The organism is Nonomuraea sp. MG754425, from assembly GCF_021699195.1.
In the GTDB taxonomy this organism is placed as follows: Bacteria; Actinomycetota; Actinomycetes; order Streptosporangiales; family Streptosporangiaceae; genus Nonomuraea.
Genome location: NZ_SSXE01000173.1, coordinates 1 through 21,135, shown reverse-complemented (window position 1 = coordinate 21,135; position 21,135 = coordinate 1). Strand labels below are relative to the sequence as shown.

Annotated in this window: 19 protein-coding genes; 11 read left to right on the top strand and 8 right to left on the bottom strand. The window is 72.1% G+C overall.

Annotated elements, in window-relative coordinates; genetic code table 11:
* A partial coding sequence (locus FAF44_RS41125; protein ID WP_237108808.1) for a VCBS repeat-containing protein occupies positions 1–773 on the bottom strand: 773 nt, incomplete at its 3' end.
* A gap of 201 nt (positions 774–974) precedes the next feature.
* Here FAF44_RS41125 and FAF44_RS41120 point away from each other — a divergent pair.
* The 4 genes from FAF44_RS41120 to mgtA all read left to right on the top strand — a co-directional run bounded on the left by FAF44_RS41120 (position 975) and on the right by mgtA (position 5,043).
* The gene (locus FAF44_RS41120) at positions 975–1,835 is read left to right on the top strand and encodes an SDR family NAD(P)-dependent oxidoreductase (RefSeq protein ID WP_237108807.1); all 861 of its coding nucleotides are present in this window, start codon (positions 975–977) and stop codon (positions 1,833–1,835) included.
* Between the two features lie 117 nt (positions 1,836–1,952).
* Positions 1,953–2,198 carry a Sec-independent protein translocase subunit TatA gene (tatA, locus tag FAF44_RS41115; RefSeq protein ID WP_237108806.1) on the top strand — a complete coding sequence of 82 codons (246 nt, stop codon included), beginning with the start codon at positions 1,953–1,955 and terminating at the stop codon, positions 2,196–2,198.
* Positions 2,199–2,258: 60 nt separating this feature from the next.
* Positions 2,259–2,609 (top strand): metalloregulator ArsR/SmtB family transcription factor, encoded by a 351-nt coding sequence (locus tag FAF44_RS41110; protein WP_237108805.1) that lies wholly within the window; start codon positions 2,259–2,261, stop codon positions 2,607–2,609.
* Positions 2,593–5,043: a magnesium-translocating P-type ATPase gene (gene mgtA / locus FAF44_RS41105; protein WP_237108804.1), complete on the top strand. Its 2,451-nt coding sequence runs from the start codon at positions 2,593–2,595 to the stop codon at positions 5,041–5,043. Before FAF44_RS41110 ends, mgtA begins: the two co-directional genes overlap by 17 nt.
* A 325-nt stretch (positions 5,044–5,368) precedes the next feature.
* Here the strand turns inward: mgtA and FAF44_RS41100 are convergent, their stop codons facing one another.
* Positions 5,369–7,204, bottom strand: a complete 1,836-nt coding sequence (locus tag FAF44_RS41100; protein ID WP_237108803.1) for a bifunctional UDP-sugar hydrolase/5'-nucleotidase — start codon at positions 7,202–7,204, stop codon at positions 5,369–5,371.
* Positions 7,205–7,420: 216 nt separating this feature from the next.
* Between FAF44_RS41100 and FAF44_RS41095 the strand changes: the two genes are divergently transcribed.
* The gene (locus FAF44_RS41095) at positions 7,421–8,392 is read left to right on the top strand and encodes a GNAT family N-acetyltransferase (protein WP_237108802.1); all 972 of its coding nucleotides are present in this window, start codon (positions 7,421–7,423) and stop codon (positions 8,390–8,392) included.
* 3 nt (positions 8,393–8,395) lie between these two features.
* Here the strand turns inward: FAF44_RS41095 and FAF44_RS41090 are convergent, their stop codons facing one another.
* Entirely contained in the window at positions 8,396–9,460 is a 1,065-nt protein-coding gene (locus tag FAF44_RS41090) for a serine/threonine protein phosphatase (protein WP_237108801.1), read from the bottom strand.
* Positions 9,461–9,554: 94 nt separating this feature from the next.
* A complete protein-coding gene (locus FAF44_RS41085; protein WP_237108800.1) occupies positions 9,555–10,517 on the bottom strand; it encodes a nitronate monooxygenase family protein in 963 nt (320 codons plus the stop codon).
* Positions 10,518–10,689: 172 nt separating this feature from the next.
* Here FAF44_RS41085 and FAF44_RS41080 point away from each other — a divergent pair, with 172 nt between their 5' ends.
* From FAF44_RS41080 to FAF44_RS41065, 4 genes are read left to right on the top strand one after another with little or no spacing between them, the layout of a single operon-like run.
* Entirely contained in the window at positions 10,690–11,598 is a 909-nt protein-coding gene (locus FAF44_RS41080) for an ABC transporter ATP-binding protein (RefSeq protein ID WP_237108799.1), read from the top strand.
* Between the two features lie 15 nt (positions 11,599–11,613).
* Positions 11,614–12,318 carry an ABC transporter permease gene (locus FAF44_RS41075; RefSeq protein ID WP_237108798.1) on the top strand — a complete coding sequence of 235 codons (705 nt, stop codon included), beginning with the start codon at positions 11,614–11,616 and terminating at the stop codon, positions 12,316–12,318.
* Between the two features lie 2 nt (positions 12,319–12,320).
* Entirely contained in the window at positions 12,321–13,541 is a 1,221-nt protein-coding gene (locus FAF44_RS41070; protein ID WP_237108797.1) for a sensor histidine kinase, read from the top strand.
* Complete coding sequence (locus tag FAF44_RS41065; protein ID WP_308193469.1) at positions 13,534–14,175, top strand: response regulator transcription factor; 642 nt, start codon at positions 13,534–13,536, stop codon at positions 14,173–14,175. The genes FAF44_RS41070 and FAF44_RS41065 overlap by 8 nt, the downstream gene beginning before the upstream one ends.
* Before the next feature lie 10 nt (positions 14,176–14,185).
* On the opposite strand, the gene FAF44_RS41060 is transcribed toward FAF44_RS41065, so the two are convergent.
* The 3 genes from FAF44_RS41060 to FAF44_RS41050 form a co-directional block, all read right to left on the bottom strand.
* Positions 14,186–15,106, bottom strand: a complete 921-nt coding sequence (locus tag FAF44_RS41060; protein WP_237108796.1) for a hypothetical protein — start codon at positions 15,104–15,106, stop codon at positions 14,186–14,188.
* Positions 15,107–15,249: 143 nt separating this feature from the next.
* Positions 15,250–17,517, bottom strand: a complete 2,268-nt coding sequence (locus FAF44_RS41055; protein ID WP_237108795.1) for a hypothetical protein — start codon at positions 17,515–17,517, stop codon at positions 15,250–15,252.
* A 526-nt stretch (positions 17,518–18,043) separates the two neighbouring features.
* The gene (locus tag FAF44_RS41050) at positions 18,044–18,523 is read right to left on the bottom strand and encodes a MarR family winged helix-turn-helix transcriptional regulator (RefSeq protein WP_237108794.1); all 480 of its coding nucleotides are present in this window, start codon (positions 18,521–18,523) and stop codon (positions 18,044–18,046) included.
* A gap of 114 nt (positions 18,524–18,637) precedes the next feature.
* On the opposite strand from FAF44_RS41050, the gene FAF44_RS41045 reads away from it, so the two are divergent.
* The gene (locus tag FAF44_RS41045; RefSeq protein WP_237108793.1) at positions 18,638–19,726 is read left to right on the top strand and encodes an epoxide hydrolase family protein; all 1,089 of its coding nucleotides are present in this window, start codon (positions 18,638–18,640) and stop codon (positions 19,724–19,726) included.
* 293 nt (positions 19,727–20,019) lie between these two features.
* The gene (locus FAF44_RS41040) at positions 20,020–20,523 is read left to right on the top strand and encodes an inclusion body family protein (protein ID WP_237108792.1); all 504 of its coding nucleotides are present in this window, start codon (positions 20,020–20,022) and stop codon (positions 20,521–20,523) included.
* Positions 20,524–20,633: 110 nt separating this feature from the next.
* Here the strand turns inward: FAF44_RS41040 and FAF44_RS41035 are convergent.
* Positions 20,634–21,135, bottom strand: a 502-nt coding sequence (locus FAF44_RS41035) for a DUF6042 family protein (protein WP_237108791.1), incomplete at its 5' end; no start/stop codon positions are given.

Genomic DNA, 21,135 nt, shown 5'->3' with positions numbered 1-21,135 from the left:
CCGGCGAAGTTGTTGTTGCCTTTGCCGTTCCAGATGGTGAGGGTGCCGGTGGTGGCGGAGAAGATGTCGCCGATGCCGTCACCGTTGAAGTCCGCGCCGGTCTGGCCCGGCGGCTGCCAGAGAGCGTTGACGATCTTCTGCGCGTCCGCGGCCTCGGGCTGGTAACGATCGGGATAGGCGGAGACCTGCACGGCCTGGCACACCTCGCCGATCGGCGCCGACTTCCAGGCGTCGCCCGGATAGAGCCGGATCATCTTGTCGAGGAAGGCGTTGGTGGCCCAGGCGGGGTTGAGCCGCTGGGTGACCGAGCCCCACGACGCGCGCTGCTGGAACAGGCCGAGGCTGTCGTGGTCGACCGTCTCCGCGACGTTCTGGATGGTCGACTCCACGATCGTCGTGGTGATCGCGATGACCGCGGCGCGAGAGGCCAGGCCCCGGTCGCGGACGGCCTTGACGACCATGCGGGCGCACGAGACGCGGTAGGCGGTCATGTAGCCGTCGAGCTTGCCGGTCAGGACGCCGTTCAACTGGGTGGCGGTCGCGGCGTCCGCGCCGGTCGTGCCGTTCGGGTCGCAGGGCGCGGTCTCGTACATGGCGGTCACGTCGCCGGCGAGGGGTTCGGGCTCTTCGGGACCCTGGGTGGCGGCCGGCGAGGACACCGGGCTGCCACCGGGCGCGGCCGGGACCGCTGCGGCGGGAGCCGATGCCACGACCGGGCCACTGACGACGGCGGCCACGAGCATGGCCGCGCCGGCTAAGTGTTTCTTCAGCACGTCGTTTCCTTCCACGAAAGTGCGGGGACGCGACACGCGGGAACACTTCGTCCTGCGTGCCGAAGCGTTACTCGACGGTAGGTTCCGCGGGTTTGCGTTCGGTATGTCAGAGCTGAAAACGCTGGTGTCAAGCTGTGCGCGGGGGCTTGCGGGGCACGCCGGTTTGCGTTCGAGCGCGCTCGCAGCCATAGCGTGCCCGCCATGACGACACAGACCTGGATCATCACCGGCGCGTCCCGTGGTTTCGGACGCGAACTGGCACGGGCGGCGCTGGCGGCGGGGGACCACGTGGTGGCCGCGGTGCGTGAGCCCGAGAGCGTGCGGGACCTGGCGGACGCCCACCCCGGCGCCTTCGTGGCCGCGAAGCACGACGTCCGCGACATCGCCGCCGCCCCCGTCCTCGTGGCCGCCGCCCTAGAGCGGTTCGGCCGGCTCGACGTGCTGGTCAACAACGCGGGCCGGGCCGTGGTCGGAGCGGTGGAGGAGGTCGGCGACGCGCAGTTGCGGGAGCTGATGGACCTGCACCTGTTCGGCCCCGCCGCGCTCGTGCGCGCGGCGCTGCCGGCGATGCGCGAGCGGCGCGCCGGGACGATCGTGCAGATGAGCAGCCAGGGCGGACGGATGTCGTTCCCCGGGGTGTCGACGTACTCCGCGTCGAAGTTCGCCCTCGAAGGCTGGTCGGAGTCCCTGGCCGGGGAGGTCGCGCCGTTCGGGATCCGGGTGATGCTGGTCGAGCCGAGCCGCTTCCGGACCGGCTTCCACACGCCCGACGTGCTGGAGTTCGCCGAGGTGTCCGAGACCTACCGGGACGTCCTGGCCGCCGTCCGCGCGGACATGGCCGGGGCGGACGGACGGCAGGAGGGCGACCCGGAGCGGGCCGCCGAGATCATCGTGTCCCTCGTGCACGGTGACGAGGTGCCGCTGCGGCTGCCGCTCGGGAGCGAGGCGGTCGAGCGGATCTCGGGCGTGTACCGGCGGGGCCTGGCGGAGGTCGAGCGGTGGGCCGGGACGGCTCGCGCCGCCGACTTCGAGGGGGTCGCCCCGTCGGTCCGTCCGGTCTGATCAGGGGGAGCGCGTCGGCCGGCGGGAGCATGACACAGTTCCAAAGTTGCGCATCTGAGCAACTATCGGCCAGGCTGAGGGGCAGCACACCGACGCCTGCCGGGGGAAGGACCTGTCATGCAGAACCTCGGATGGGGAGAGATCCTCATCATCGCCATCGTCTTCGCCATGTTGTTCGGCGCGAAGAAGCTGCCTGACACCGCCCGATCCATCGGGCGTTCCCTGCGCATCTTCAAGGCCGAGACCGCCAAGCTGCACGACGACGACCCGCCCGCTCCCGCCGTGTCTCTGGAGGAGCAGGCGCGGCGGCTGGAGGAGCAGGCGGCCAGGATCCGCGCCGACGCCCGCCTGGACGCGCGGTAGTCCGCACCGAGGAGACGGCGGGGCACGCCTAGACTTGGTGCTCGTCGCGAGGAAAGGGTGATGGTGGCGACCGTCGAGTTCGTTGATCCGTCGGCCGAGGTGCTGGCCGAGGCCGCTGCCGTGTTCGCCCTGCTGTCCTCGCCCCCGAGGTTGCACATCGTGTGGGTGCTGGCGCAGGGCGAGTGCGACGTCACCGGGCTGGCCGAGCGGGTGGGCGGCGCGCTGCCGGCCGTCAGCCAGCACCTGGCCAAGCTCAAGCTCGCCGGCCTCGTCCGGTCGAGGCGCGAGGGCCGCAGGGTCGTCTACCTGATCGACGACGAGGACATCGTGGCGACGGTGCACGTCCTGGTCGGACGGCTGGCCGAGCGGGGCGGGCTGCCCGCGGAACGCCGACGTGGCCTGGGCGCCTGAAGCGGCCGACACCCGCTTCCGCGCCCTGCGCCTGCTCGAGACCGGGCCGCGCGGGCTGACCGAGGCGCAGGCCGAGAGCCGCCTGCTGGCGCACGGCGACAACGTCGTCCCGCTGCGACGGCCGCTGTCCTGGCCGCGCCGTCTCGCGCGCAGCCTGCGCGACCCGTTCACGATGGTGCTGCTCGCCCTCGGCGCGGTCTCCGCCCTGATCACCTCGTGGGGCACGGTGGGCGTGATCGTGCTCCTGGTCGCGGTGAGCTGCCTGCTGCGCTCGAACGGTGAGCATCGGGCCGCCCGCTCCATGGCGGCCCTGCGGGAGCTGGTGACCAGCACGGTCACCGTCAGGCGACGCCCTGAAGAGAGCGCCGAGCCGCGCGAGCGGGAGATCCCGGTGGACGAGCTGGTCCCCGGCGACGTCATCAAGCTCGGTCCCGGCGACCTGGTGCCCGCCGACGTCCGGCTGCTGCGGGCCAGCGGGCTGACCGTGCACCAGGCGCCGCTCACCGGCGAGTCCGCGCCCGTGCCGAAACAGGCCCACGACCTGCCCGACGGCGAGGACCACCTGCTGTGGCAGGGCAGCAGCGTGGCCTCGGGCACCGCCGTGGCCGTGGTGACCGCGACCGGGGCCGACACCCTGTTCGCGGGCGCGCACCAGGCCCCGGCCCGCAAGCCGTCGGCCTTCGACCGTTCGGTGAACGGCATCTCCTGGACCCTGGTCCGGGTCATGCTCGTCATCCCGCCGATCGCGCTGGTGGCCAACGCGCTGCTGCACGGGAAGGGGCTGGAGGCGCTGCCGTTCGCGGTGGCGGTGGCCGTCGGGCTGACGCCCGAGATGTTGCCGGTCGTGGTGACCACCACGCTGGCCAGGGGAGCGGCCCGGCTGGCGCGCGAGGGCGTGATCGTCAAACGGCTGCCCGCGCTGCACGACCTGGGGGCCATCGACGTCCTGTGCGTGGACAAGACCGGGACGCTCACGCAGGACCGTCCCGTGCTCAGCGGGTCCGTCGGACCCGACGGCCGGGCCGATCCCGAGCCGCTGCGCTGGGCGGCGATCAACAGCTTCTGGACGCTGCACCTGACCGACCCGCCGACCCCCGACCCCCTCGACGAGGCGATCCTCGGCGGTGCCCTCGATCCGGGCGAGGTCGAGGGCGTGCGGGCCACGCCGTTCGATCCCACGCGGAAGATCTCCTGCGCGCTGGTCCGCTCGGACGCGGCGCACATCGTGGTGGTCAAGGGGGCGGTGGAGGCCGTGCTGGAGCGGTGCGCACTGAGCGAGCAGCACCGTGTCCGCGCGGGCGAGGTCGCCCGCGCCCTGGCCGAGGCCGGGGCGCGGGTGCTCGCGGTGGCCACGGCCGGCAGCTCCGCCCGTCACCGCCTGGGCGAGGAACGCGACCTGCGGCTGATCGGGTTCGTCACCTTGGTGGACGAGCCGTCGCCCGAGGCCGCCGCCGCGCTGGCGGCGCTGGCCGGGCGGGGGATCACCCCGAAGGTGCTGACCGGCGACCACCCGGCGACCGCCGCCCGCGTCTGCCGCGACCTGGGCCTCCGGGTGGAGTCGGTGATCGACGCCTGCGACCTCACGCCCGAGAACCTGGAACGCGCCACGGTGATCGCCCGCTGCACCCCCGAGGACAAGGCCCGCGTCGTCACGGCGCTGCGCGCGGCCGGGCACACGGTCGGGCTGCTCGGCGACGGAAGCAACGACCGGCCCGCGATGCGCGTCGCCGACGTCGGCATCTGCCCCCGCTCGGCGGTGGACGTCACCCGGGAGGCCGCCGACGTCGTGCTGGCCGCCAAGGACCTCACCGCGGTCGAGCACGCGGTGCTGGCCGGGCGGCGCAGCACCGGCAACATCATCACCTACCTGCGCATCGCGCTGTCGTCGAACGTCGGCAACGTGATCGCGATGCTGGCCGCCGGGCTGGTGTTCCCGTTCCTGCCGATGCTGCCGATCCAGGTGCTGGTGCAGAACGTCTGCTTCGACGCCGCCCAGCTCTCCTTCGCCTTCGACCGGGCGGTCCCGGCCACGCTGCGCCGTCCGCTGCGGCTGCGGCCGTCGGGCATCCTGCGGTTCATCGCGGGGTTCGGCGTGCTGAACGCGGTCGTCGACCTGGCCACGTTCGCCGTGCTGACCTGGGGCGCGCGGGCGGAGGGGCAACCGGCCTTCCACACCGGGTGGTTCATCGAGAACCTGCTCACCCAGGCCGTGGTCATGCTGCTGCTGCGTCCCACGGTCCGGGTGTCGCGCCCGCTCGGGCTGGCCACGGGCGCGCTCGCCGTGGTCGGCCTGCTGCTCCCGCTCTCTCCGGTGGCGGACGCGTTCGGACTGGTCGCGCTGCCCGCCGGCAGCTATCTTTGGCTACTCCTGGTAGTCGTCTTCTACGGCGGAGTCCTGCTGGCCATCAACCGCCGGACGAACTGGAACAGATAGCGGTATCCCCGGCCGCGTCGGGCTTGCGGGCCCGGCCGGCATCCGGCGACTTCGCACGTACGCGCACCGAACCCTGTAGTTTAATAGTTGCGCAAAGCGGCAAGTGTGATGGCGTCGAAGCGAGGGGCAGGCATGCGAGCCGGGGAACAGCAGAGAATCGTCGCGCTCATGGTGTGGGCGCTGGTGTTCTTACTCGACGCCTGCGAATGGATGTTGATCAACTGACCTTCCCCGGTGGCGGACGCCGCCGGAGAGCGACGAAGGGCCGGCACGGCGATCGCCGTACCGGCCCAGGCTCATTCGAGCAGGTCTTACTGTGCAGGTCCTACTGGGCGGTGATGCGCCCCGTGCCGGACACGGGGTAGGCCGCCTTGGTGATCTTGCCCTTCAGGTCATCGGTGATGAACCCGGCCAGCGCCTGCTGGTAGGTGATGCCCACCGAGGTGAGCTCCAGGCCGCCGAAGGGGTACTGGTCGCCGCCGCGGGCGGTGAAGTCGTTGGTGACCAGGGTGATGGCGTCGCCCGGGACGACCTTGCCGCTCTTGACGATCTCGGTGCCGTCGTCGAGCGTGATCGACTTGATCCGCGAGCCAGGACCGGTCACGGTGCCGTCGTCGGTGACCTTCTGCGCCGTGCCCTTGGGGTCGTAGACGAACTTGAACCCGGCCACCTGGGAGAAGCGGCCGTCTGCGGCGGGAATGCCCGAGACCGAGTTCTCCATGATCTCCTTGAACTGCTTGCGCGACACCTTGGGCACGACCGCGACGAAGTTGCTGAACGGCGCGACCGTGAAGGTGTCCAGCTCGGTGACGTTACCCGCGGGGATCAGGCTGTCGTTGCGGATGCCGCCGCCGTTCTGCAGGGCCACGTCGGGCGCGGCGACGCCGTACCCGGCGGCCCGCTTCTTGCCCGCGGCCAGCAGCGCGTCGGCCAGGATGTCGCCGAGGTTGGTCTCCTTGGTCCGCACGCCCGGCTCGCGCCGGCCTTCGAGCGGCACCTCGGACTTGGCGATCACGTTCTTCTCGAGGGCGCTCAGGTACTTCTGGACCGGCGTGCCCACCGTCTTCTGCACCCGGCTGTCGGGCTTGACGGCGTCGGAGCCCACACCCGAGACGCGCACCGGCCCGCTCGTGGAGTCGATGCCGGTGACCTTGCCCTTGTCGTCGAAGTTGACGATCATGCGGCCGACGTACTTGTAGCCACCCGCCGTCGTGGCGACCGGCACCTCGGCGCCGTCCTTGTCCTTCATGTACAGCGGGTAGCGCAGCTTCTCGCCGCTCTGCGCGTCGGTGCTGATCTCGTCGCCCGGCACGAGCGGCGTGTCGTCGGCGGCGAGCAGCTCGTGGCCGCCGCCGGCGATGATCACGTCCACGTCCTTGAGCAGGGGCACGAGCGCGCGGTCGGAGGGCAGGCCCTGCAGGTGGCTGATGAGCACGATCTTGTCGATGCCGCGCTTGGTGAGCGCGTCCACCTCGGCCTGCACCAGGGCGGCGACGTTCTGCAGCACCTTCACGCCGCGCGGGCTGGAGATCGCCGGCAGCAACGGCGTGGTCGCGCCCACGACGCCGATCTGCTCGCCGCGCTCCTTGACCGTGGTGCTGGAGACGATCGAGCCCTTCTTGGCCAGCGCCTGGAGGTTCTTCTCCGCCTTGAGGTCGAGGTTGGCCGAGACGAAGGGCGCGGCGCCCTTGCCGAAGCTCTTGACGAAGTTCGCCAGCACGTCGGGGCCGAGGTCGAAGTCGTGGTTGCCGAGCGCCAGGGCGTCGTAGCCGACCTCCTTCAGCGCCAGCGCGTCGTAGTAGGGCGCCCCCTTCTTCAGGCTCGCGGCGAACTCGGGCCCGGGCAGGTAGTTGTCCCCGGAGGACACGACGAGCGCGCCGCGCTTGTCGGCCACCCAGGGGTTCGGCTTGCCGCTGGTCGCGCTCCGCTCGAGCTGCTTCACCAGAGCGGTGAAACGGGCCACGCCGCCGTAGTTCGGCTGATCGGGGGCGCCGAGCAGATGCGACTCCCCGTCGTTGTTGTGCAAGATCGTCAAAGTGAACGCGGGCTGCGGGGCGGCGGAGCCGGTCTCGGCCGAGGCGCCGGCCATGAGCGGGCCCGCAAGGGTGAGCGCCACGGCCGCAGCGAGCACGGGCATGCGGCGTGAACGTGTCAACGTCATCTGGGACTCCTGAGAAAGGATCAAACGAGGAGGAATCGTAGTGGTTTGAGATGACGGGAGATCAACCAGGGCGGTGACGGCAAGGGTGCCCCCGCTGTCGGGACGGCACCGCCGCCGGGGGCCTGACCTGGCGTTTCGAAGGCTCTGTCAGTGCCGGGGAGAAAGGTGGACGCCAATGCGTATTTCTGATGACGATCTCGTTAACGGGAGGCGGGGATGAGCCTGGAGATCGTCCCGTTCGAGGACGGCTTCGTGGAGCAGGCCGCGGCGCTGCTGGCCGGCGCGCACGCCACGGGCGGGTGGACGCTCGCGGACGCGGACGTGGCCCGCCGCCTGGTGACGGCCTGGCAGGGGTCGGGACCGGCGGTCGCGGCGCTGCGCGACGGCCGGGTGACCGCGTTCATGGCCGCCACGGGCCCGGCGCACCCCGGCGGGCAGTCGGCGCGCGTGCGCCTGTCCCAGCACGCGTGCGCGCCGCCCGGGCGGCGCGGCGCCTACCGGAGCCTGTACGCGGCCCTGTCCGGCCGGCTCACCGGCCTCGGCGCCTTCGAGCACGCCCTCGTGCTGCCGGCGCACGACCAGGACGCCATCACCTGCTTCTTCGAACTCGGCTTCGGCCTCGACCAGGTCAGGGGCTTTCAGTCGGTCACCCGCGCGGGCGCGCCCGCCACGGCCGGGGTCCGGGTGCGCGCGGCCCGCCCCGAGGACCTGCCGCGGCTGCTCGACCTGACCGTGGAGCTGCAGGGCTTCCACGCCGGAGCGCCGATGCTGCGTCCCGCGCTGGTCGATCTGCGGGCGATCCGGGACGGCTTCCGCGCCGCCCTGGACGACGACCGCCGGGCGCTGCTCGTAGCCGAGGAGCACGGCCACCCGGTCGGCCTGATGCAGGTCGGCCCCGACAACCTCCGCACCGGCGCGGCCACGATCGGCATGGCGGTGGTGACCGCGTCGGCACGGTCCGGCGGCGTGGGCACCGCGCTGCTGTCGGCCGTCGAGGGCTGGGCGGGGCAGCGCGGGTTCGGCTCGTACGGGGCCGAGTGGTCGTCGGCGAACCTGGTCAGCGACGCGTTCTGGCGCGGCCGGGGCATGGTGCCGGCCCAGTTCACGCTCACCCGCCTGATCGACTCCCGCGTCGCGTGGGCCGACGCCACGCTGAGCTACCGGCACTTCGCCCCCGAGCCGCCGTGACGCTCAGCGCAGCGCGCCCAGAGCGCGTTCGACCCGGTCACGCGGGTACGTCGTGGTCCGGGCGGTGCCGAACAGGTCCCAGTAGAAGTCGTTCATGGCCGTCACGACGGGCGCGTACCGGCTGATCACCGTGGCCGCCGCCGGTGGGGCGCCGGCGGGGTCCGCGCCTTCCGCGCACGCGCGGACGTAGGCGTTGCGGGCCGCCGGCACGCCGTCCGGCGGCGTCGCCACCCCGCAGACATGGATGACGAGCCAGTTGACCAGCCGCATCATCGCGTAGGCGAGGTCGTGGGTCCGGTTGTGCTCCAGGAACTCGGCCTCCCGCGCGGACAGGTCGAAGCGGGGCGAGGTCGCCAGCCCGAGGTCGGCGATGTACAGGCGGTCGCCGTCGGTGAGCAGGTTGCCGAAGTGGGCGTCGAAGTGCATCAGCCCCTGGTCGTTCATGAAGGCCACGTCGCTCAGCAGGCACGACTCGATCATCGCGGCGGCGGCCAGCGTGGCGTCCTGGCCGGCGGCGAGCCGGGTGGCCAGCCAGCCGTCCAGGTTGTGCGGGATGAACTCCTGGAACAGCACCAGGCTGGTCGTGGCCCGCTCGACGGCGCGCAGCCGCTGCCGCACGGCCGGTGACCCGTGCCAGTACCGCACGACCGCCTCGACGTCGGCGTGCTCGTCGCCGGGCGGCGGGGCGCCCGGCAGCACCCGCCAGTGATGCAGCAGCGGGAAGGCCGCGGTGCGCCCGGCCAGCACCCAGTCGGTCGTCATGACGCCGGCCGCGAGTTCCCGCCACCCGCCGAAGCTCGGGCCGCCGATCCCGTACTGGCTGTACGGGGGCAGCCCGAACAGGTTCGCCGTGGACCGCACGTTGCCCGTACGGAGCTCCAGGTCGGTCAGCGGCACCCGCTTGACGAAGACCGGCACGCCCTCGACGTCGAGCAGCGCCGAGTCGCCGCCTATCCCCGAGCCCAGCACCCGCGCCCGCCCCAGCGACTCGGCGAGTTGCCGGTCGTCGCGGGCCGCCAGCGCGCTCGCGACCCGGTCGTGCCGGTGGACCCGCGCGCCGTGCGACATGTCCGGCCGGGTGTTTCGCGCTTCCAAGAGATCAGTCGCCCTTCGTGATCGGCCGGCCGCCGCAGCTCCGGCGGGCACAGGTCCGCGGCTCCCGTCAGCGCCCGCCCGCTCGGGCCAGCGCGTCCTCGGCCTGCGCGGCGAGAGCGCCGACGAGCTCCGCCGCGCAGGGCACGTCGTCGACGAGATCGACGGCCTCGCCCGCCCACAGCGGGAGCGGGGGGATCCGGCCCTGCGCCACGGCGTCCTGGTAGGCCCGGCGGGCCTCGGGGTCGGCGGCGAGTTCGTCCTCCCGGCCCCGCCACCGGTCGAGGAAGGGATGGCCGAGCGTGCGGGCGGTGTACTTCGACGGCCACCGGGAGCCGCGGGCGAGGTCGAGCACGCGGTTGCGCTCGGTGTCCGCACCGCGTCCCGCGACGATCGCGGCGGCGGTCCCGGGGGCGACCAGGGCCTCGGTCGTGGCCTGGAAACGGGTGCCCAGGAGGGCCCCGGCGGCCCCCAGCGCCAGCGCGGCGGCCACGCCGCGCCCGTCGGCGATCCCGCCGGCCGCCAGCACCGGCACCGGATCGGCCAGATCCACCACGACCGGTACGAACGGCAGCGTCGAACGGCCGCGCCGCGCGCCGTGCCCGCCGCCCTCGGTCCCCTGCGCGACGATGACGTCGGCCCCCGCGTCGACGGCCTGCCTGGCTTCGTCCAGGTCGGTCACCTGGACGATCAGTGCCGCACCCGCCCGGCGGACGCGTTCGGCGAACGGGCCGGGGTCCCCGAAGGACAACATCACCGCCCGGGGGCCGTACTCGAGGGCCCGCTCGACCGCGCCGGCGTCGATCGCCCACGTCTGGAAGCCGATCCCCCACGGTTCGCCGGTGCCCTCGGCGACGAGGGGCGCCTCGCGGGCCAGCCAGTCCGGATCACCGTTGCCGCCGCCCAGCAGCCCGAACCCGCCGCCACGCGAGACCGCCGCCGTCAGCGCGCCACCGGCCGAGCCGCCCATCGGCGCGAGCGCGATCGGGTGCCGCACACCGAACATCCTCGTGAACGCCGTCGAAAGTGCCATGACGGTCATCATCGCCCACCGGACGGGCCGCCGCGCGTTCCGAAGCCCGGCGGACGGCTCGCCCCGCGCCGGTCAATCAACCGAACGGTGGATTCCGGGATCCGCCGGGTTCACCCCGGATGATGGCCGCCAGGTCGATTCGCCGGGAACGCCGCCGGAAGATCCTTGAGTCATGGCAGTCATCGAGGTCAGCGACCTCACCAAGAGCTACTCCGGCCAGACGGTCCTGGACGGGGTGTCGTTCTCCGTCGAGGAGGGCGAGATCTTCGGAATCCTGGGCCCCAACGGCGCGGGGAAGACCACCGCCGTCGAGTGCGTCGAGGGGCTCAGGCGTCCCGACGGCGGCTCCATCAGGGTCCTCGGGCTGGAGCCCGGCAAGGACGGCAAGGCGTTGCGCCAGCAGATCGGCGTGCAGCTCCAGCACACCCAGCTCCCGGACACCATCAAGGTCTGGGAGGCGCTCGACCTCTACGCCTCCTTCTACGACGCCCCCCGCGACTGGCGCGAGCTGGTGCGGCAGTGGGGCCTGACCGACAAGCGCGACGCCCGCTTCGGGAAGCTGTCGGGCGGCCAGAAGCAGCGGCTGTTCATCGCGCTGGCGCTGATCGGCAACCCGCGCGTGGCCTTCCTCGACGAGCTGACGACCGGGCTCGACCCCCAGGCCCGCCGCGCCACCTGGGAGCTGATCAAGCAGGTCCGTGCCGAAGGCGTGACCGTGGTGCTGGTCAGCCACTTCATGGACGAGGTCGAGGAGCTCTGCGACCGGGTGGCCGTGTTCGACCGGGGCGGCATCGTCGCCCTCGACACCCCCGCCGGGCTCATCCAGGGCGTGGACGCCGAGCACCGGATGAGGTTCACCCTGATGACGGAGGCCGACCCGAAGGCGCTGCTCGGCGGCCTGCCCGGGGTGTCGGGCGTGGTCAGGGACGGCCAGCGGGTGGTCGTCACCGGCAAGGGGGACTTCGCCACCGCCGTCACGGCCCAGCTCGCCCGGCACCACGTCCTGGTCACCGAGTTGCGCATCGACACGCGCACGCTCGACGACGCCTTCGTCGCCCTCACCGGCCGCAGCTTCGAGTAAGAGGAGACCTCCGACATGAACGCACTCGCCAAACTCACCACCGTCGAACTGAAGCTCCTGGTCAGGGAGCCGGGCTCGATGTTCACGGTGCTCATCCCGCTGTTCATCCTGGTGGTCTTCGGGAGTTCCATCGAACCGGGTGACACCGTTCTGCTGCCGATGTCCCTGGCCATCGCCGTCGGCCTGGTCGGGCTCTACATGCTGCCGACCACCCTGGCCACCTACCGCGAGCGGGGCATCCTGCGCCGGCTCTCCACCACCCCGCTGCCGCCGGCGAACCTGCTGGTGGTGCAGCTCCTGATGCAACTGGTCCTGGCCGCCCTCGCCTGCGGGCTGCTGATCGCGGTGGCGGGGACCGCGCTGGGCGCGCGGCTGCCCGGCGCGGGGTGGGCGGTCGCGGTGACGTTCCTGCTCGGCACGGGGGCGATGTTCTCGATCGGGCTGCTCATCGCGGCGCTCGCCGCGAACGGGCGCACCGCGAACGGGATCGGCGTGCTGCTCTACTTCCCGATGGCCTACCTGGCCGGGCTGATGCAGCCGGCGGACCAGATGCCCGGCTTCCTGGTGGCCGTGGGTGAATACACTCCTCTGGGGGCGTTCAGGCAGTCGTTGCACGAGGTCTGGTCGGGTGGCTCGCCGAGCCTGTCCCTGCTGGTCGTGATGGCCGCGTACACGGTCGTCCTGAGCGCCGCCGCGGCCCGGTTCTTTCGTTGGGAGTGAGCGTGGTGACGGACGAGCGGCGGCTGGACCGCTGGGAACGGCGACTGCAGCGGTACGTGGGCGCCGCCCCCTACGCCCTGCTGGCCGTCTCCACCGTGTTCACCCTGCTCACCGACACCCAGCCGGCCGGGCAGCACCAGTCGGTCACGCTCGGCCTGGTGGCGCTCACGGCCGCGTGGATCGCGCTCATGTCGCGCGGCGCGGCCAGGGCCCTGTACGTCACCGGCCTCGTCCTGCTGATCGCGGCGCTGAGCAGCCGGGGGGTCTGGTTCGCCAGCTTCTTCGGCTTCACCGGCTACCTCCACTCCTGGCACTACCTGCGGGGGGTGTGGCGGTTCGCGGGGGTGACCGCCACGGCCGCCGTCACCGTCGCGGCCTACACCGGCGGCCTGCCCGAGCCCACCCCGGTCGGCATCCTCACCTACGTCTTCTTCACCGGCGTGATCGTGGCCGGGGTCGGCCTGTTCAGCTTCGTCGGCGAGGTCACCACCGAGCGCAGCTCCGAGCGCAAGCGCATGGTGGCCCGGCTGGAGGAGGCGATGCGGGAGAACGCCGGGCTCCAGGCCCAGCTCCTGGTCCAGGCGCGGGAGGCCGGCGTCATGGACGAGCGGCAGCGCCTGGCGGGCGAGATCCACGACACCCTGGCCCAGGGGCTGACCGGCATCATCACCCAGCTCCAGGCCGCCACGCACGCCAAGGACGACGCGCCGGCCCGCGAGCGCCACATCGGCAACGCCGTGCGCCTGGCCAAGGAGGGGCTGGCCGAGGCGCGCAGGTCCATCGACGCCGTCGGGCCCGGACGGCTGGAGTCCACGCCGCTGCCCGAGGCGGTCGCCGAGGTCGCCGCCGAGTGGTCCGAGCTGAACGCCGTACGGGCAGAGGTGCACACGACTGGTACGGTCCGTCCCATGCATCCCGAGGTGGAGGAGACCCTGCTGCGCACGGCCCAGGAGGCGCTGGCCAACGTGGCCAAGCACGCCGGGGCCGGCCGCGTCGGGCTGACGCTGTCGTACATGGAGGATGTCGTCGCCCTCGACGTCCGCGACGACGGCGCGGGCTTCGACCTCGTACGGGCGGGCGAGGGCGGCGGCTTCGGGCTGACGTCCATGCGCAGGCGGGTGGCCCGGCTGGCGGGCACCCTGGAGATCGAGTCCGAACCCGGCGCGGGCACCGCGATCTCCGCGAGCGTCCCCGCCGTGCCCCGGGAGGCCCCGCGTGTCTGAGACGCCCATCCGGCTGCTGATCGCCGACGACCATCCCGTGGTCCGCGACGGCATCCGCGGCATGTTCACCGGCGACCCGGGCTTCGACATGCTGGGCGAGGCCGGTGACGGCGCGCAGGCCGTGGACCTGGCCCGCGCGCTGGACCCCGACGTCGTCCTCATGGACCTGCGCATGCCGAGGATGGACGGCGTCGCGGCCATCAAGGAGCTGGCCCGGCTCGGCGTGCGGGCCCGCGTGCTCGTGCTGACCACGTACGACACCGACAAGGACGTCCTGCCCGCCATCGAGGCCGGGGCGACCGGCTACGTGCTCAAGGACACCGGCCGCGACGAGCTGGTCCGCGCCGTGCGGGCGGCGGCCAGGGGCGAGGCCGTGCTGTCGCCGTCGGTGGCCACCCGGCTGCTCGGCCAGGTGCGCGCCCCCGCCGACCCGCTGAGCGCCCGCGAGCTGGAGGTGCTGCGCCTGATCGCCGACGGGGCCACCAACCGGGAGGCCGCGGCCCGCCTGTTCATCAGCGAGGCCACGGTCAAGAGCCACGTCCTGCACATCTACGCCAAGCTCGGCGTCAACGACCGGGCGGCGGCGGTCGCGGTCGCCTTCCGGCGCGGCCTGCTCACCACCGACTCCGACTGACCGCGGAAGCTCAGCCGGTGCGCTCGGGGGCGCTCAGGACGTCGGCGAGGTCGTCCGCCGCCTGCCCCCGGCCGGGCTTCGCCGCGGGTGCCTTGATCGTCATCGGCTTGTCCCAGTTCCGGTACTGCGTGGCCAGCCGCGCGTGCGGGATCCGGCCGTCGCCGAGCCCCCGGACGCCGCGCGGCGACTGGAAGCTCCAGGCGATCCGGTACGGCCATCCGCGGTCGTCGTACATGTACGTCCAGCTCACCTCCGACGTCCCGAGGGCAGCGGTTCCCGCGGCCTCGCGGAAGCTGGGGGAGAGGCGGTGCAGCTCCTTGAGGGTGATGGTCCCGGTCAGGGAGTGGATCTGCTGCCTGCGTCCGGTGGTGTGGTCCTTGAGCCAGGGCATGACGGTCTTGCGGGTTCTGGTGGACAGCAGCTTGCGCAGCGTGGCCGCTTCGAAGACGTTGAGGAACTGGTCGCCGTACGCGGCGGCGGCGCCGCCGGCCCGGCCGGTGCGCACCCACGACTTCGCCTTCGGCGCGAGCTGGTACTGCCACCCGCCGGCGCTGATCGTGCGCAGCGTGCCCGCCGTGGGGAGCACGGCGGCGAAGTAGGGGTCCGTCTTCGCCGCGTCCGCCATGAGGGGTCTGTTGCTGATCTCCAGCAGCCGGGTGTGCTCCGAGGCGATCACGCCGGCCCGCCCCAGCTTGACCTTGCCGGTGCCGCGCAGGCCCATGCCGCTCCCGACGACGGTGCTCCTGCCGTTGCTCAGCACCACCCGCCGCGTCAGGTCGGTGGCGGCGTTGCCGTAGAACTCGGTCGTCGCGCCGGCGCCGCGGGCGAGCAGCGCACGCACGCCCGCCACGGGGTCGGGTTCGGCACTGTGGGCATGGGCGGTGGCGGGCGCGGCGGCGACGACGGCCAGGGCCATGACGAGGGGGTGCATGGGGGCATCCAGGGGGGTGAATGAAGATCGGGTACGGACGGGGTGAATCTAGCGCGTGCCACGGACAAACATCGCGCGCGCGTCTCCACGGCGTCCGCCGGACGCTCCCGGTGGGCCGCCGATGCCCACCGGGAGCTCCCGTGCTACCGCGCCGCCGTGCGGGCGGCGTGCAGGATCTTCGCCGCCTCCGCGGCCGTGACGACCCTGGCGGCGGCCAGCCGGGCGACGACCTCGGCCACGTGCCGGACCAGCTCCTTGCCGGAGCGCTCCTCGTCGCCGATCAGGTCCTCGACCGTGCAGCCGTCGGAGCGGTAGCGGTTGCGCACGCCGCTGTCGATCCCCTTGACGACCACGCGGGGGCTCAGGTCGGAACCCGGGCAGGCGTCGGCCGGCGGCGTGTACCGCAGCAGCCGGGCACCCCCTTGGACGGCGTTGTTGACCGTCTTGACGCCGCTGCGGAACCACAGGTTGCCCGCCTCGTCCTGGGCGGTGCGGTAGGTGCCGGAGTCCCGCAGGGCCGTGACGTCCTTGGACAGGGGGTCCACGCGGAACAGGTGGCCGTCGAGCGAGGCGTAGACGTGCTCGTCCGGGTTGACGTGCAGTTCGTCCTGGACTCCGCTGTAGGCGGCGGGCAGCTCGACCTGCCGCGTCACCTCGGCGGTGCCGGGGTCGAGGACGAACAGCACGCCGTCGGCCAGGCCCCACAACATGCCGTCCGGGCCCTCGACGATCGAGGTGATCGAGTCGGCGCCGGGCACGGGTGTGTACTCGGCCGTCTTCGTGCCGGTGGCCAGGTCGTAGGTGAAGAGCTTGGCCTCCTTCGCCTTGGGGGTGGTGCCGCCCCCGCCGTTGATCGTCGTGCCGCCCCACAGGGTGCCGCCGCGGACGAGCAGCGAGATGACGCCCTGGTCGGCGACGGGGGCGGGCACGACGGTGTGCTCGCCGGTGGCGTAGTCGTAGACGGTCAGCGCGCCGCCCCACAGGCCGTAGTCGGGAGTGCTGCCGATGTAGAGCCGCTCGGCGGTGGTGGCGAAGGTCTGGGGCCGGTTCTGGCCGTCGTCGATGAGGCGGAAGAGCTCGCGCGGGTTGGTGCCGGTCTTGAAGGGCTGGGCCGGGTCGTAGACGAGCACCGCGCCGTACGGGTAGGTGCCCAGGTACATCTTCCCGTCGTGCCAGAACCACCCGTCGGTCTGGGCGACGCGGCCCAGGTCGGTCACCTTGCCGTCGGCCGGGTCCAGGGTGGTGACGTTCCCGTTGATGTAGAGGTTGGTGTAGATCTTCCCGTCCTGGCCCGCGCTGACGTTGTTGATGTCGATCGGCTGGGCGGGGAGCGGGAGCTTGAACCGTTGCGCGGCCCCGGTGGCCGGGTCGTAGGAGAGCGCGTCCGCCGCGTAGTTGCCGATCAGCGCGTAGAGCCGGCCGTCGACGAAACCCCACCCCACGCCGGGGCCGCCCGCGGTGACGGGCCCGGGGACCGGCTCGGGCGTGTCGGTCGTCAGGTCGTAGCGCCACAGCTCCGTGCCCGAGGTGAAGTAGACGTACGAGCCGTCGGCGACGCGGGTGGTCCCGCGCGAGCCGATCACGAAGTCGTCCGCGAGCACCGCCCCGGTGTCGGGGTCGAGCACCAGGCCCTGGAGCTTGCTGCGCTTCACGAACAGCTTGCCGCCCACCAGGTTGATGTCGTACGGGTGGCTGGGGTCGCCGCGCAGCGCCTCCGGCCAGATGTCGCGCTTGTCGCCGGTGCGGAGGTCCATCCTGATCAGGTGGCCGCCGGTGCCGACGGCCGCCCACAGCACCTCGCGCTCGGGGTCCACGGCGACGTCGATGACGTACTGCTCGCCCTCGTACATGGCGCCGAGGTCGCGGAAGCCCTCGGCGGGGGAGTAGGAGAAGGCGTGCGCGCCGGGGTAGGTGCCGCCGTAGATCTTGCCGTCCTTGCCGGGCTGGAACCCGTACAGGACGGTCTGTCCCGCCACCGGCGCTCCGAGGTCGGTGACCGCTCCACTGGCGGGGTCGTAGCGGTAGACGTGCCCGTTGGGATAGCTGCCGGCGTAGACGGCGCCGTCGTCGGCCTGCGTGATGCCCCACGCCCCCGACGAGCCGGCCAGTTCCGCGGTGCGCAGGTGCTCGCGGGTGACGGGATCGACCACGCTCACGACCCCGGGCGTGCCCATCTGGACGCTGTAGACGACGGGACGTCCGGAGGCGTCGGCGCCGAAGAAGCCTTCGAGCACCGTGAGGGCGGTCGCCTGCACGCCGAAGTCGGTGACCGAGCCGACCGGGGGCTGCGGCTCGTCCTGCGCCGCGGCGGTGCGCGCGGGAGCTGGGGTGGGGGCGGCGCTCACGGGTGCGGGCACCGCGACGGCGGTGGCCGCGAGCACGGCCGATAACAGGATCGTGGTGAACCGCATGGTGAGTTCCTCCCTGTGGCGATCCGGACCAGATCGCGGTCTTCGAGGGTGTACGGGGGCGCGGCCCGCGAGCTGGGCCGGACGGCTTCATCTGGTGGACCCGGGCGACCGCCGCCCCACGACGAGACATGCGGCTCCCGGCGGATCTCACGGTTACGGTCATTGCTGGAATGACGATTCTCCGAGGACAGCTCCTGGGAAAATTCGATAACGGTCTTGACCGTAATAAGATGATCGTCACGCTGTCAACAGCGTTCGGCGGCCTTGCCGGCCGCCCGCACGGGCGCGGCGGTCCGCCGTGATCACGGCCGCGGTGCTCCGCGACCCGCGGCCCGGCAGACGGCCTTCCCCGCGCCGGCGTTCACCGGCCGGCGGCGCGGGCGGGACGATGACGGCGGGCCCGCCGGCTGCCGCGGTTGCGGGTGGGGCCGTCCCTGGAGAGCCTGACCGCCCGCGGGGCCGAGGTGCTGGGGCTGGTCAAACCGCCCCCCGCTGACGCCGCGGGCCCCTCGAAGAGGCGCCGAGGTCAGCTCCACCGCTCTTCGGGGGCGTCGGTGCCCCGGTTGTGGTGAACCAGCAGCTTGGACAGCAGGTCGGTGAACTGCTGTCGCTCCTCGGGTGAGAGCGGGGCCAGCAGTTCGTCCTGGCATTCGGCCAGCCGCCGGTCCAGCCGCCGTAGCTGCCGCCTGCCCGCCGGGGTCAGCGAGACGATGTTGCGCCGCCGGTCGGCGGGGTCCGGGGCGCGTTCGACCAGCCCGCCGTCGGCGAGGTCGTTGACCGTCGCGACCATGTCGCTGAGGTGGATGCCGCTGCAGCGGCCCAGCGTGGCCTGGCTGGCGGGGCCGGAGTCCTCCAGCGTCGCCAGCAGCCGGTAGTGGTAGCCGCGCGCGCCGACGGCCGAGAACCCCTCGCCCACCAGGCGGTGCGCATGGCCGGCGGTCTGGCCGAGCAGCCAGCTCGGCATGCCCTCCCAGCGGGCGGGCGTCTTCTCACGGGGGTTCTCCATGGGCGAAGTCTAGCGAGTCGTTCGGAGCACTAATGATTGTGCTAACGTTCGTGGAGCAAACGTTAGTCATCCGAACGTTTGCTTTCCGAATGAATTCCCCCTGGAGCTGAGACCATGATCGAGCCCTTCCGCATCGACATCCCCCAGGCCGACCTCGACGACCTGGCCGACCGCCTCGCCCGCACCCGCTGGCCCAACGAGGTCGAGGGCGCCGGGTGGGACTACGGCTTCCCGCTGGCCCGGCTGAAGGAACTCGCCGAACACTGGCGGACGGCGTACGACTGGCGCGCGCACGAGGCCGAGCTGAACGAGCTCCCGCACTTCACCACCGAGATCGAGGGGCAGCGCATCCACTTCGTGCACGTCCGCTCCGCCCGGCCGGACGCGCTCGCGCTGATCCTCACCCACGGCTGGCCCGGCTCGTTCCTGGAGTTCCTCGACGTCATCGAGCCGCTGTCCCGCGACTTCCACCTGGTCATCCCGTCCATCCCCGGATACGGCTTCTCCGGGCCGACCCACGAGCGCGGCTGGGACGTCGTCCGGATCGCGCGGGCCTGGGCCGAGCTGATGAGCCGTCTCGGCTACGAGCGCTACGGCGCGCAGGGCGGCGACTTCGGCGCGGGCATCTCCCTGGCACTCGGCGCGGTGGCGCCCGAGCGGGTCGTCGGGGTGCACGTCAACTACCTCCCGACCCGGCCGGCCCCCGACGCCGGCATCGAGCTGTCCGCGACCGACGAGGCCCGGCTGGACAAGGTCCGGCAACTGATGGCGAACCGGCCGCCGTTCCAGGCCCTGCAGGCCCTCACCCCCCAGACCATCGGCTACGCGCTGACGGACTCGCCGGTCGGCCAGCTCGTCTGGATCGCCGAGCGCTTCGCGCAGTGGGCCGACCCCCGCTCGCGGATCGGCGACGACCGGATGCTCACCGACGTCGCGCTCTACTGGCTGACCGCCACCGCGGCCTCCTCGGCGCGGCTGCACCACGACGCCCCGCGCGCGAACGAGCCGTGCCAGGTGCCGGTCGGCGTGGCGGTGCTCCCGCACGACATCACGCAGTCGGTGCGACCGCTGGCCGAGCGGCTGTACGACATCAGGCACTGGACGGAGTTCGAGCGCGGTGGCCACTTCGCCGCGATAGAGGTGCCGGAACTGTTCGCCGCCGACGTCCGGGACTTCTTCCGCGCCGTCACGAAGGACGGCTGACGGCGATTCGCACGGGCGAGAAGTGTTACGCGTAAGACGAACTTATAAGGCTACATTATGCAGTCTTGACAGCACTTAATGTCAAAGTTCATGGTGGAGGCGTTCGTCCAACGGCCTTCAGCTCCATGCGCCGTCCCGCCTCCGGTGCGCGTTCCGCCGTGTTCCCGTCCGTGAATGGAGGTCTCCTCGCCGCGCGTTTCACCAGGCGGCCGAGCATTGCCGGCCACGTCATGGCTGAAGGTTTCTGGACCGGCTGTCTGTTTCTGGTCAGACATCACAGGGAGAATTTCTGCATGTCGGAATTCATCAACGTCCTCATCGCCATCGACGCGGAGACCATTCTCGGCAGGTTCGGCGGGAACACCGACCCGGACGCGCCGGCGTCGATCGCCGACAGCAGCGAGTTGATCTACATGACCACCCGGCAGAACCAGCTCGGCAGCGCTCCGGGCAGCGAGTTGACCATCAACGCCTCCCCGATGGACGTCATCAGATGGCGGGAGACGACCCTGTCGCTGAACGCCGAGTACACCGGCATCCTCTACCGGTTCAACACCCTGTCAGGACAGGATCTGATCAGCACACCCGTGCCGCGGTCGGTGGTTCTCAGCGAGCCGCAGCCGAACAGCCATGACCCGTTGAATCCCACCACCCAGAAAATCAGCAGCTACTACTGGGAATGCGAGATCCTGGACACGGGATCGGTCACGTACAACTTCAGTTTCATGATTCTCAACCACAAGGGAGAGAAGCAGGGTTACTACACCTGGGACCCCTTCATCAATATCCAGCCCTGACGGCTGCGCTGGAAATTCGGCGACCGCGACCGCGGCGCTGAACCGACCGAATCAACCGGCCGGGCACGGGGCGCTGCGCGCGCGACCCCCGATGCCCGGCCGGCCCGCCGTCAGTATTCGTGCACCTGGCTTCTCACATCACCCGGCATCCGCCGGACGCGACCGGGTTCGGGCTGTTCCTGCGGGCGTGGCAGGGCGGTGAAGGCGGCCTCCCCGGCGGGCAGGCGCAGCACGTCCTCGGCTCGCGGCGGCTGCGGGGCCAGGCGGTAGCGGGTCAGGACGTCGTCGGTCTCGGCGATGACCAGGCCCGCGGCCACCAGGAGCGGCAGCAGGTCAGGTCGGGTGGCCGGGGCGGGCACCCCCAACTGGGCGGCGAAGTCCGACAGGTCCCCGGCCAGGGCGGCGCCCCAGTCGCCCGACCCGCTGGACCACGGCTGGTAGGCGGCCGCGACCTCGTCCCCGGTGGCCCGGCCGGTGCTGAGCGCCGCGATCCGGACGGCGTGCAGCACCTCGTCGGACGGGAGCCCGAGGCACCTGCTCCAGCCCCGTGCTCCCCGGCCGCAGGGCGGGCCGGTCACGGAGCAGCCAGCGGGGCGGTTCGGGGACGCCGGG